Origin of the sequence: Bradyrhizobium sp. LA6.1 (genome assembly GCF_040547805.1) — a bacterium.
Classification (GTDB): domain Bacteria; phylum Pseudomonadota; class Alphaproteobacteria; order Rhizobiales; family Xanthobacteraceae; genus Bradyrhizobium; species Bradyrhizobium barranii.
On the sequence record NZ_JBEPQK010000009.1, the window covers coordinates 266,993 to 278,214 of the forward strand.

The following is an 11,222-nucleotide window of genomic DNA, read 5'->3' on the forward strand; positions in this document are numbered from 1 at the left end:
AGAGGACCGTCGGAAATTTTTCGGGCCAACGTGATTTGGTTAACCCGGTGGCACAAGCATTCGCACGCTGCACCACTGCCATCTTGACAGCGGTTTTGCGCCGAATATTTTTGCGACGGGGAATTCGTTTTCCCGTTTCTCGCAGCTGAAAAGGACAAGAAGACCGTCAGGAGTGGCGACGATGCTCAATGAAGATTTTGCCCGTATCCGTGCGCACCGCAACAACATCCACCGCTATCGCAGCCTGTTGAAGACCCGTCTCTCGGACCTCGAACGCCAGTTCATCGAACGGCGCCTCTCCGAGGAGAGCTCGGCGCTGGAGGTATTGACCTCCAAGACCTTCCCCATGGCATTCACGTTACCCCCACAATCGTCGCCGGCGACCGCGGGGGCGGTATCGTGACCGCCGTCACAGATCTGCTGATCCGCGGCAGCGAGAAGGTCATCGCCCACTACCGCCTGCTCCTTGCCAGCGCGAAGACCGAAAGGGAGCGCGAACTCTACTGCAGCCGGATCGAGCGCGAACAACGGCTTCTGGACCAGCTACGCGACGGATTTCCGGAGCGGTTCGCGGCATGAAGGTCGAAACCGACGAGGACCGTTTTGCCGGCTACGACGTCGTGCCGAAGCAGCGGGGACGCGGCCGCTGGAAATGGGCCGTCTGCACCGCCGCGGGCGAAGTCGCCATGTCCGGCTCGGAGTGCAGTCGCGCAGGCGCGAGATACAGGGCGGAGCGGGCGCTGTTTCTTCTTCTTTGCGCAAGCGCGTCGCGGATGCCTACAGCCGGTGCGGGGCGGGCAACGGGCTAGGAACCTTGGTTGTCGTCAGTTGGTTGTCGCGCTCTCAACCCGCGGAGACCGATTCCGATGCCCGACTATCCGAAGCCGCCTTACCCCAGTCAGAAGCAGTCAATGCCCGGGTTGACCGCTAAGATGGACCCACGCCCCGATCACGGCGAGGCCAGCTACAAAGGGGCGGGCCGCCTGAACGGCAAGCGGGCTATCATCACCGGTGGCGACAGCGGAATAGGGCGAGCTGTCGCCATCGCCTTTGCCGCGAGGGCGCCGACGTCCTGATCGCCTATCTCGAGGAGCACGAAGACGCCAAGGAAGTGGCGGCCCTCGTCGAGGCGGAGGGGCGCAAGGTTGTTCTGGTCGAGGGCGACCTGAGGTCCGCGGACCACTGCAGGAAGGTCGTCGATCGGGCGGTCCGGGATCTCGGCGGGGTCGACATCCTCGTCAACAATGCCGCGCATCAGGCGACCTTCAAGGATCTTGGCGACATCAGCGACGAGGAATGGCGAATGACGTTCGATGTGAATATCCACGCCATGTTCTTCCTCGCGAAGGCCGCCGTGCCGCACATGGAGCCGGGCGGCGCGATCATCAATACGGCATCCGTGAACTCGGACATGCCGAACCCCACTCTCCTGGCCTATGCGACGACCAAGGGCGCTATCCAAAACTTCACAGGCGGGTTGGCCCAGATGCTAGCGGAGAAGGGCATCCGCGTGAAGGCGGTGGCGCCCGGGCCGATCTGGACTCCGCTGATCCCATCGACCATGCCCGAGGATACCGTGAAGAATTTCGGCAAACAGGTGCCGATGAAGCGGGCCGGGCAGCCGGCCGAGCTGGCGACGGCCTATGTGATGCTCGCCGATCCGCGGTCGAGCTACACCTCCGGCACCACGGTCGCGGTGACCGGAGGGAAGCCCTTCATCTGATGCCGGGCCTGCAGCATCCAGTCACGCCCGACGGGCGCTATTTCGTCGTCCGCGGTAGACTCTGGCGGATGAGCGATCCCGACCTTGCTGCCCAAGACAAGGAGCGGCTGGTGAAACAGCTGATGGATGCGCGGCGAGCCGTGAAGGACGCCAGGGCGGCTATAGATCTGAACGCAGAGACCGTCGCCCATCGCCTCGTCGACGAAGCTAAGCGCCGGCTGGGAGAGCGGGGACCGGTGTGGTGGAAGGATGGCGCGCCCGACTTCAACCGACACGCGGTCAAGAACACGCCTTATGCCGAATGGTACGCGGGGCTCAGGCGGCCTTCAGGGCATCGAGACGCTTGCGGAGAAATGCCAGCACCATGACCTCGTCGGGCGTGAGCTTGGCGTACTGGCGCTTGAACTTCTGCGCGATCTTGGCTTCGATCATCTCCACCAGGTCGCCGGACATGTAGGCATTCAGCACCTCGGGATGCACGTAGCATTTGCGGCAGATGGCCGGCGTGTTGCCGAGTTGCTTCGAGACGCTCTCGATCGCAGCGACGACGTTGCGCTTTGCCTCGGCCTGGCTGTCGTACTTCTTGAACTCGGACAGCGCCAGCGCCGCCAGCACGGTCCCGGCCCAGGTGCGGAAATCCTTGGCGCTGAAGTCCTCGCCCGTGACGTCTTTGATGTAAGCGTTGACGTCTCCGGAATCCACGCTGCGAGGCTCTCCGTCGTCGTCGAGGTACTTGAAGAGCTCGTGTCCCGGGATCTCCGCGCAGTGTTTCACGATTGAGGCGATCCGCTTGTCTTCAAGGCGGAGCTTCCACTGCTTGCCCGACTTGCCCGTGAAGTCGAACCGAAGGACGCCGCGGCCGACCGCGACGTGCTTGCGGCGCATGGTCGTAAGCCCGTAGGACTTGTTCTTCTCGGCATACTCGGCATTGCCGACCCGGATCAGCGTCTTCTCAAGAAGACTGACGATCGTCGCCAGCACCTTCTCGCGGGGCAGCCCGTCCCGCTTCATGTCGGCGGCGACCCGGTGCCGTAGCGCTGGGAGGGCGGCCGCGAACTGGATGATGTGCTCGTACTTGGTCTGGTCGCGCAGCTCGCGCCATTTCGGGTGATAGCGGTACTGCTTGCGCCCGCGTGCATCGAGCCCTGTCGCCTGGATATGGCCGTTGGGTGAGGGGCAGATCCAGACTGACTCGTAGGCCGGCGGGATGCCGATCGCCTTGATCCGCCGAACGACGGCGGCATCGGTAATGCGCTTGCCGTCCTTGTCGTAGTAGGTGAACGTCGTGCCGGTCCGCTTGCGCGTGTAGCCTGGCGAGGAGTCGCTGACGTACCGGAGGCCTTCTTCCGCGATGGTCGCCGCCAACTCGACGGTACGATCCAGAACCTGTTCTTCGTTTCCGGTCTGACGGAGCATTGGCCTGTCCCTCGGAAGCACCCTGGGATCGAGGCTCCGCTTCCTCATAAGGACCGAAGGCGCCTGTTCGTTCCGTTCGGAGGTCGGGCCAGGCTACAGAGATCCTCGCGCAGCCCTTTGTAGAACGGATGCCGCACCTTTCCCTCGGCGGACTTGGCGCGGTACTCGATCTCGGCCAGCAGCTTCGGCTCGACCCAGATACCTCTACATCGTCAGCGAGGGGAAACTGCGCTGTAAAAGCTGCTGGCGCCTTTCGGCGCCGGCAGACCCTGGGGCGATGCGCGAGCATCACTCCTCCCTTAAACCTCCACCCCGCAGCCCGAGAGGGTTGCGGGGCTTTTTTGTGTCTGGAATTCTAGCCGAATTGGTCCGAGACGCGCTTGAAAGCGGAGTGCGCGCGGTTCTTCACCTCCACCCAATCGCAGGTCCGCCGTCGGTACCGCCGCTCTCGGTGCTTGGAGACGAGTGCCTCAAGCCTCATGCGGCGGGGCGCTTCAAACAGGCCGGGGCCTATCGCACCTGGTTCGAGAGGTGCCACGAAGATCCCATCAGGCTGGCGCGGCAATAGGTCGGCAAGTCGGCGCTTGCGAGCGGCGAGGGGCTCGTCGCGGGCCGCTGGCATCTTCGGCCTAACACACGCTGCCTTCCGTTCGCTGGCTGTCCTCCGCCATCGTCACGTGTCTTTGAAAACGGGAACAAGGTCGTATTTCAAATCGGCTTTGACAGCGTGCCCGATCGGGCATCGAATGCTCGACACCGCCCATGGGTGGTCAGCGAACCTCAGGAGGAAAGCATGGGTGAAATCGATCGGCGATCTGCTCTGATGTTCTGTGTCGCGACAGCGGGAACTACTCTCGTTGCAACCAATCCAACCGTGGCTGAGCCTTACCGGCCCGATGAGGGCAAGGAACTCGCCCCGGGCGTTCGGCTAGTGGAGGTAAGCGAGCGCGAGGCGATGCATGGGCGCGACTCCGTACTCCCGGGCTACAAGCGAATTAAGATCTTTGACATAGTCTTCCAGCCGAAGGTGAGGCACAAAGATGATGCCATGCGAAACGATATGGTTTGCCAGTGCGTCGACGGCGAAATGCGTCTAGATCATCGCGATGGCCATCCGTTCACGGTGAAGAGAAACGACGTATGGACCTGTGTCAAAGGTGAACCGGAGGACACTGAGAACATAGGTGATGGGGCCGCCATCATGAGAGTCATCAATCTGATGCCCGCTTGAGTTCCGACTGCCTACGTTCGAACCGCCCAGCATATTCAATCGACGAGGCAAACTGAACTGCAACGGAGCGAGTCCGCAATGAGGCACAGGCGGACATCCGAAGCTGGGTCGATAACTGTTCGGTCTCGCCTCGAAAGCGGACCCCTGTTGCGCCAACCGCCAGGGCAACTTAGGGCCATTTGCAGATCTAGAGGCATCTCCGCTGCGAGCGGAACCCGATCAAGCGACCCAGGTTGAAAGGGAACGCGTAGATGCTCTCGGATATCTGCAATGCATCCTGACAGGGCGACTTTTCTGAGCGTTGAGGCGTGTGACTTGACTGGTACCCTGCCCGCAGCAGTCAGCTCGTGACGTTTCACCGCGCTCCCCGTCAGCCATTTTGAGGTACGCTAGAGCACCTAGCGCCTCTGAGAACAGCGGAGCCGGGAGGAGCCCATGGACGTCGTGGCCTGGCTGCGTGATCTGGGGCTGGGACAGTACGAGCAGTCGTTCCGCGAGAACGATGTCGACGCCGAGGTCCTCGCCGATCTCACGGCGGAGGATTTGATCGGACTCGGAGTCACCTCGATCGGCCATCGCCGCAAGCTGCTCGCGGCGATCGCCGCTCTGCGCACCGGCTCAATTCCGGTTACCACCCCTCGCATGACAGCACCAGCCGCGGTCCCCGGGACAGCCCTGCCGTTCTCGGAGGCGGAGCGGCGCCAGGTCACGGTGATGTTTGCCGACCTGGTCGGTTCGACTGCAATGGTGTCGCGGGTCGATCCGGAGGAGATGCGCAAGGTCATTCGCGCCTATCAGAACACGGTCTCGGGCGAGATTTCGCGTTACGCTGGGCATGTAGCCAAGTTCATGGGTGACGGGGTCCTGGCCTATTTTGGTTGGCCTAAGGCGCACGAGGACGATGCGGAGCGGGCCGCCAGGGCAGGCCTCGCCGTTACTCAGTCCGTAGCTGGGCTCACATCTCCGGACGGCCAACCGTTGGCCGCGCGCGTCGGCATCGCGACCGGTCTCGTCGTTGTCGGGGATCTGGTCGGCTCGGGGGAGGCTCAGGAGCGCGACGTGATCGGAGAGACCCCGAATCTGGCCGCTCGATTGCAGGCGCTTGCCCGACCCGGACAGGTCGTGATTGCCGAAAGCACGTGGCGACTGCTCGGCAGGCTGTTCGAGGTTGAAGACCTGGGCCAGCGAGCCCTGGATGGTTTCGACGAACCGCTGCGCATCTTTCTCCTAGGCCCAAGCGTAGCGGAGGATCGCTTCGAGGCCTTGCACGGGACAGGCTTGGTGCCGCTCGTCGGTCGTGAGCAGGAGTTGGCGTTATTGCTCGACCGGTGGGCACGGGTCCGTGACGGCGAGGGGCAGGTCGTTCTGTTGTCTGGCGAGCCCGGTATCGGCAAGTCGCGCCTTGTCCGCGCGCTGCGCGAGCGCCTGGCCAGAGAGACCTACACGCCGTTGAGTCACTTCTGTTCGCCATTCCACCAAACGAGTCCGCTCCATCCCGTGATCGATCTGCTCGAAAGAGGCGCTGGCTTTGCGCGGGATGACGGGCCACTGCAGAAGCTCGATAAGCTGGAAGCGCTCATCGCTGTAGCGACCCGAGACGTCGCTGGGGCCGCGCCGCTGCTCGCAGCGCTGTTGTCGGTCCCGACCGCCCCCCGCTACCCGCCCCTCGAGTTGAGCCCCGAGCAGCAGAAGCGGCGCACCTTCGATGCGCTCGTGGATCAACTGACCGGACTGGCCGCGCACCGACCGGTGTTGGCAGTGTATGAGGACGTGCATTGGGCTGATCCATCCACGCTAGAATGGTTGGAGTCGGCGATCGAGCGCGTGCAGACCCTGCCCATTCTCGTGCTCATTACCTGCCGTCCCGAATTTTCCCCGCGCTGGACTGGCCACGCGCATCTCACGCTACTGACTCTCAGTCGTCTTGGGCGCCGGCAGGGCGCATCCATGGTCGAGCAGCTCACGGGCGGCAAGGCACTGCCTGCAGAAGTGCTCGCGCAGGTCTTGGCCCGAACCGATGGCGTGCCGCTGTTCGTTGAGGAGCTGACCAAGGCGATCTTGGAGTCCGGGATGCTGGCGGAAGAAAGCGACCGCTACATTCTCGGCGGCCCCCTGCCGCCGCTCGCAATCCCAGCCACGCTGCACGACAGCCTCATGGCTCGCCTCGACCGGTTCGCTCCCGTCAAGCAAGTGGCCCAAATCGCCTCCTGCATCGGTCGGGAGTTCTCCTATGACTTGGTCTCCATGACCGCCCCTCTGGGTGAGGCCACACTGCAAGATGCACTCAAGGGACTGTGTGCTTCGGAACTTGTGTTCTGCCGCGGCACACCGCCGAACGCGACCTACCGCTTCAAGCACGCGCTCGTGCACGAGGTGGCCTATCGGAGCCTGCTCCGGAGCCGTCGCCAGCAGCTTCATGCGAGGATTGCCACCGTTTTGGAAGAGCATTTTCCGGAATCTGCTGAGACGGAGCCCGAGCTGCTCGGCCATCACTATGCGGAGGCGGGGCTGACAGAGCAGGCCGTCGCTTACCTCCAGAGGGCGGGCGTCCGAGCCCTGGAGCGCTCGGCCTACCTTGAGGCGATCAGTCATTTGGCCCGCGGATTGGAGCTGCTCGAGGCTTCTTCAGACACCACCGAACGCGCCCAACGCGAGCTGGAATTGCAATTGGCGCTCGGGTCCGCGCTGATGGCGACTAAGGGCTATGCCGCGCCGGAGGTGGAGCAGGCCTACGTTCGGGCAAGGGCGTTGTGTAGCCACATCGATCTCACACCCCAGCTTTTCCCGGTGCTGCATGGCCTGTACAGGATTTATCACGTCCGCGGCGATCTGATCGCGGCGCGGGGGGTCGGGGAGCATCTCACCGAGCTGGGGCAGAGTCTGGGCGATCAGACCCTCCTCGTGGAGGCCAACCGGGCCCTTGGGGTACCCTTGCTCTGGCTTGGAGAGGTGGCTCTCGCTCGCGCCAAACTGGAAGAAGGGACAGCACTTTACGATGCGAAACTGCTGCGATCGCATGCCAATACCTACGGCATTGACCCCGGCGTGGTGTGTCTCTCCTATGCAGCTCTCGCTTGGTGGTTTCTGGGCTTTGCCGACCATGCCCTCGACAGGAGCCAGAGGGCGCTCGCTTTGGCTGAGGAACTCTCACATCCTCACAGCCGCGCCTTAGCTCTGGTGTGGGCCGCGTGGCTCCGCCAGTTCCGCCGCGAAGTGCCCAGCACCGAAGAAATGGCGCAGGCAGCCATCCGGCTCTGTAGCGAGCACGGCTATCCCCTCTGGAGGGCGATGGGAACCATATTGCACGGTTGGGCGCTAAGCGAGAGCGGACAGAAGCCGGAAGAATGCATCGCGCAAATGCGGCAGGGGATGGCCGATCTCCGGGCGACGGGCGCTGGACTCTGGCAGCCATGTTTCCTCGCCCTGATTGCCGAAGCATGTGACAAAGCGAACCGCCTCGATGAGGGGCTCACGGTTCTCGACCACGCACTCGGCATCGTCCATGAACGGGCGGAACGCTTCTACGAGGCCGAGCTGCATCGCCTTAGGGGCGCGTTGCTGCTCCGGTGTAACCCTGTAAACGTTTCGGCCTGTGAGACTTGCTTTCGAACGGCGATCGCGATCGCGCGCAATCAGCAAGCCAGGTCCCTCGAGCTCCGCGCCGCGACCTCGCTCGCCCGGCTGTGGGCCGAGCGCGGCGAGCGACGCAATGCGCAGGATCTCCTCACAGGAATCTGCGGCTGGTTCACCGAAGGCTTTGATACCCTCGACCTCCGGGAGGCCCAAACACTGCTGAGTGAAATGGGCGGCCCGAACTCGTAAATTGCCCGGAAGCAGCATCGGCCAATTGACACCACGATGATATGAACGCGCCGAAGCGTTGAAGGTCCGAATTGGGTCCACAGGCAGACGAATGTAGCTTGGGCAGCAACTGTCCGTTCTCGCCTCGAAAGCGGACCGCCCGTTCCGCCAACCGCCAGGGCGCGTGACCATCACCAGAGCGAAACTGCTTCTTTTCTTGCGATCACTAGAGAAAGGACAATAAATGATCGCTTCGAGCTGACACCGCGATTTCAAAGGAGCGGCCCAGACCTCTGCTTGCGCACCGGATCATAAACTCGACCCCGACTAATCGAGGCGGCGATGAGGCTTTAGCGCGGCACGCAGATAATCCTGACCCGCTCGTTGGCATCGAGGTCCCGTCCGATCTGGCTGCCCGCCAGATAGGCCTGCGCATGCATGAAGCATGTCGCGGGATTGACGAACTCCGCCGGCATGCGCATCACCGTGCTCGCGTTGTTACGCGTGCAGTCCAGAGGTTCGACTGCGGCCGCAGCTGCGCAAATGAGCACCAACGCCGTCAGCATCACCAACCTCGCACCTATTTGACTGCCAGGCCAACAGTTGTCGGCTTTGCTGCGGTCGCCTTCGCCATTGTGCCGGGGCGTGGCTTTAAGACCGTTATCTGATGGGGAGACGCGGGCATGCCGCCGAACATAAGCGCCGGAGTGAACGCCTGCTCCTGAACACCTGTCCCGCCGACCACGGCAACCTGGTGCGGTGTGATCGGAAAGCCCTTTAGTTCAAAAGTTGGAGGCTCTGCTTGGGCCGCGCTGGTCACATCGACGAGGGCGGTTACGGTAGCTAACAAGAATAGAATTTTCATGGCTGTCTTCCTCAGTTGCCCTAAAAACAAGAGATTACCCTCTGCTGTTGTGCTCCGGAGACACTCCGCACCCTTTGTTGCGTTGCAGCTAGTTGCGTTGCAGCTTCTACTGCTCGGGTTATCGGTGGCTCAGGGCAGCGCGCCCTCCGATTTTCAACGTAGCGCACGTCTGTGGTGAGACAGGGCGAAAAGGCACGATAAAGGACGAAATCGGGCTCTGCCGCTGCCTTGAGACACACTTTCCGGTCCGCTAAGATCAATGGCGGGAGGTGTGCGCATGACCTGCCTGCGGCTGAACGGATACACGCTCAATTTGGATCAGGCGCAGTTATTTGACCGGCACGGCCAGGCCGTTGAGCTGCGGCCTCAGGCTCTGGCAGTGTTGCTTGAATTGGGGCGCCGTCCCGGAGAGCTGGTTACAAAACTCGATCTCGGTGCGCGAGTGTGGCCGGGCGTTTCGGTCACCGACGACTCGCTCGTGCAATGCGTGGTCGAGATCCGGCGCGCGCTCGGTGACAGCCGGCAGCAAGTCGTGCGGACGATGCCACGACGTGGTTACCTTCTGATCGTTGACGCAGCCGACACGGCGCCGCGCGATGTGCGAAGATTCTATCGCCTGGCCGCCGCCCTTGCGATTGTGGCAGTCGCGATCGTGCTGGTCTGGCAACTTCTACTGCCCGGCGCCGGCTTCGGGCCCCCCAAGGTACACAACAGGATGGTGGCCGACGTTGCAGTTCTACCCCTGCGCGTACTCAACACCTCTCAGGAAGGCAGTCCGGACGGCAACGGATTAGCCTACATGATTGCCTCCGAACTTGCGCGCAACCCCGACCTGCACATCGTCTCAACCCTCGCCACAGATGAGCTTAGCGGTAAGAACCTGTCGCCGGTGCAGATCGCTGCGATGACCCACGCCCGCTACCTTGTGGATGGCAGCGCGGAGAGGCGCAGCGACCGGCTGCAGCTCCACGTGCAATTGATCGATTCCGGCAACAACCGCATCGTCTGGAGCGGCCGGTTCGAGCCCACTGCGCAGGACCTGCCCGACGTTACTGAAACGTTGATCTCGCGGATCAGCGCCTCGCTTGGTGCAACCGTGCGCGAGTCGGACCGGGCGGCGTTACGGAGCCGCGCGCCGGCCTCGCTTGATGTGCATGCGCGCGTGCTGCGCGCGATTGCGTTGTCCATGGCGGCGAGTCCCGAGGGCCTCCGACAGGCACGGCAGGAACTCGAACTGGCGGTCCGCCTTGATCCGAACTACGCCCCCGCATGGGCGTGCCTCGGACTGGTGAAGAAAAAGCTGATTTTTGGCAATCACGATCCTTGGCTCAGTCGTCAGGACTTGCTGCAGGCGATCGCCGACGTCAAGCACGCGATTGCGCTGGACCCGCTGCTTGCCAGCTCGTGGAGATCGCTGTCCTTAACAATCGAGTCGGGCCAGACCCCTGAGTCAGCTGAGCCAGCAGTGAGCGCGGCCGAGCGGGCGATTGAGCTCGGCCCAGGCGATCCGGACAATTGGGTCGTCCTCGCCCATGCATTGCACAATGCCGGTCGAACCCAAGCAGCTATTGAAGCCTTTGAGAAGGCGATCTCCTGGAGCCCGCTACGCCCACCACAATACGCGAGCCTGGCGGCAAGGCTGCGCTATTCCGTGCAGGATTACGAGAATGCGCAGCGTTTTGCCCGCGAATGTATGGATCGAACACCAGCGATAGGCTTCTGCAAGGCGGTCTGGCTGTCGTCACTGATTCGTACCGGTCATGCCGTCGAGGCGGAGGCGGAGTGGCCCGCTTTGGTCGCGGCCGCACCCTCTTTGCAGACGTATCAGATGACGCCGCGGAATACGCCGATGGCTCTATCGGTTGATGAGGACCTCAACAGACTTCGCACGAACAACACCCGGGCAATGGCCCAGTAAAGCTCCAGGCGGATGAACCTGATGTGATCACTCCAACTCGGCTTTCGGCCTTCGAGGTCGTTCCGGATGGAGTCATCCGCGTTGCTTTGCCATTTAAAGCCGGTGTCCGCTCATCCGTAAAATCGGGAACCACTCCCTGTGAGTTCGGCCGAACCTCGTCGCGCAGGCAGCCGATTGTGTTTCGGCATGGAATAAGGACCCCGTTTTCGGGGTGATCGGCATCCAATCGGGACCCCGAGATAAGGGTCCACAGTGGCTTCCATCGAGT

At 62.6% G+C, this 11,222-nt stretch carries 9 protein-coding genes and 2 pseudogenes; 7 read left to right on the top strand and 4 right to left on the bottom strand.

Annotation, left to right across the window (positions count from 1 at the left end; translation table 11 throughout):
- Positions 1–181: 181 nt before the first annotated feature.
- The 4 genes and pseudogenes from ABIB99_RS23730 (at position 182) to ABIB99_RS23745 (ending at position 1,723) form a co-directional block, all read left to right on the top strand.
- Positions 182–403: a hypothetical protein gene (locus tag ABIB99_RS23730; protein WP_247302629.1), complete on the top strand. Its 222-nt coding sequence runs from the start codon at positions 182–184 to the stop codon at positions 401–403.
- Entirely contained in the window at positions 400–579 is a 180-nt protein-coding gene (locus tag ABIB99_RS23735) for a hypothetical protein (protein WP_247302631.1), read from the top strand. Before ABIB99_RS23730 ends, ABIB99_RS23735 begins: the two co-directional genes overlap by 4 nt.
- On the top strand, positions 576–809 hold the full coding sequence (locus tag ABIB99_RS23740; RefSeq protein ID WP_247302633.1) for a hypothetical protein: 234 nt from the start codon (positions 576–578) through the stop codon (positions 807–809). The genes ABIB99_RS23735 and ABIB99_RS23740 overlap by 4 nt, the downstream gene beginning before the upstream one ends.
- Before the next feature lie 57 nt (positions 810–866).
- Positions 867–1,723: pseudogene (locus ABIB99_RS23745) on the top strand (SDR family oxidoreductase).
- 315 nt (positions 1,724–2,038) lie between these two features.
- Here the strand turns inward: ABIB99_RS23745 and ABIB99_RS23755 are convergent.
- Entirely contained in the window at positions 2,039–3,139 is a 1,101-nt protein-coding gene (locus tag ABIB99_RS23755) for a DNA topoisomerase IB (protein WP_354177673.1), read from the bottom strand.
- Positions 3,140–3,183: 44 nt separating this feature from the next.
- Positions 3,184–3,345, bottom strand: a pseudogene (locus ABIB99_RS23760) (ATP dependent DNA ligase); the annotation flags it as partial.
- Between the two features lie 587 nt (positions 3,346–3,932).
- On the opposite strand from ABIB99_RS23760, the gene ABIB99_RS23765 reads away from it, so the two are divergent.
- Complete coding sequence (locus ABIB99_RS23765; RefSeq protein ID WP_038959808.1) at positions 3,933–4,370, top strand: hypothetical protein; 438 nt, start codon at positions 3,933–3,935, stop codon at positions 4,368–4,370.
- A gap of 435 nt (positions 4,371–4,805) precedes the next feature.
- A complete protein-coding gene (locus tag ABIB99_RS23770) occupies positions 4,806–8,192 on the top strand; it encodes an AAA family ATPase (RefSeq protein ID WP_247302640.1) in 3,387 nt (1,128 codons plus the stop codon).
- 329 nt (positions 8,193–8,521) lie between these two features.
- On the opposite strand, the gene ABIB99_RS23775 is transcribed toward ABIB99_RS23770, so the two are convergent.
- Both ABIB99_RS23775 and ABIB99_RS23780 read right to left on the bottom strand, forming a co-directional pair.
- A complete protein-coding gene (locus ABIB99_RS23775) occupies positions 8,522–8,737 on the bottom strand; it encodes a hypothetical protein (RefSeq protein WP_247302643.1) in 216 nt (71 codons plus the stop codon).
- A gap of 14 nt (positions 8,738–8,751) precedes the next feature.
- The gene (locus ABIB99_RS23780; RefSeq protein WP_071911069.1) at positions 8,752–9,036 is read right to left on the bottom strand and encodes a hypothetical protein; all 285 of its coding nucleotides are present in this window, start codon (positions 9,034–9,036) and stop codon (positions 8,752–8,754) included.
- 277 nt (positions 9,037–9,313) lie between these two features.
- Here ABIB99_RS23780 and ABIB99_RS23785 point away from each other — a divergent pair, with 277 nt between their 5' ends.
- Positions 9,314–10,954 (top strand): winged helix-turn-helix domain-containing tetratricopeptide repeat protein, encoded by a 1,641-nt coding sequence (locus ABIB99_RS23785; protein ID WP_354177674.1) that lies wholly within the window; start codon positions 9,314–9,316, stop codon positions 10,952–10,954.
- Positions 10,955–11,222 lie beyond the last annotated feature (268 nt).

Coding starts and splice junctions, on each gene's coding strand:
- ABIB99_RS23730 (WP_247302629.1), top strand. CDS start 182: ATGCTCAATGAAGATTTTGCCCGTATCCGTGCGCACCGCAACAACATC.
- ABIB99_RS23740 (WP_247302633.1), top strand. CDS start 576: ATGAAGGTCGAAACCGACGAGGACCGTTTTGCCGGCTACGACGTCGTG.
- ABIB99_RS23755 (WP_354177673.1), bottom strand. CDS start 3,139: ATGCTCCGTCAGACCGGAAACGAAGAACAGGTTCTGGATCGTACCGTC.
- ABIB99_RS23765 (WP_038959808.1), top strand. CDS start 3,933: ATGGGTGAAATCGATCGGCGATCTGCTCTGATGTTCTGTGTCGCGACA.
- ABIB99_RS23770 (WP_247302640.1), top strand. CDS start 4,806: ATGGACGTCGTGGCCTGGCTGCGTGATCTGGGGCTGGGACAGTACGAG.
- ABIB99_RS23775 (WP_247302643.1), bottom strand. CDS start 8,737: ATGCTGACGGCGTTGGTGCTCATTTGCGCAGCTGCGGCCGCAGTCGAA.
- ABIB99_RS23780 (WP_071911069.1), bottom strand. CDS start 9,036: ATGAAAATTCTATTCTTGTTAGCTACCGTAACCGCCCTCGTCGATGTG.
- ABIB99_RS23785 (WP_354177674.1), top strand. CDS start 9,314: ATGACCTGCCTGCGGCTGAACGGATACACGCTCAATTTGGATCAGGCG.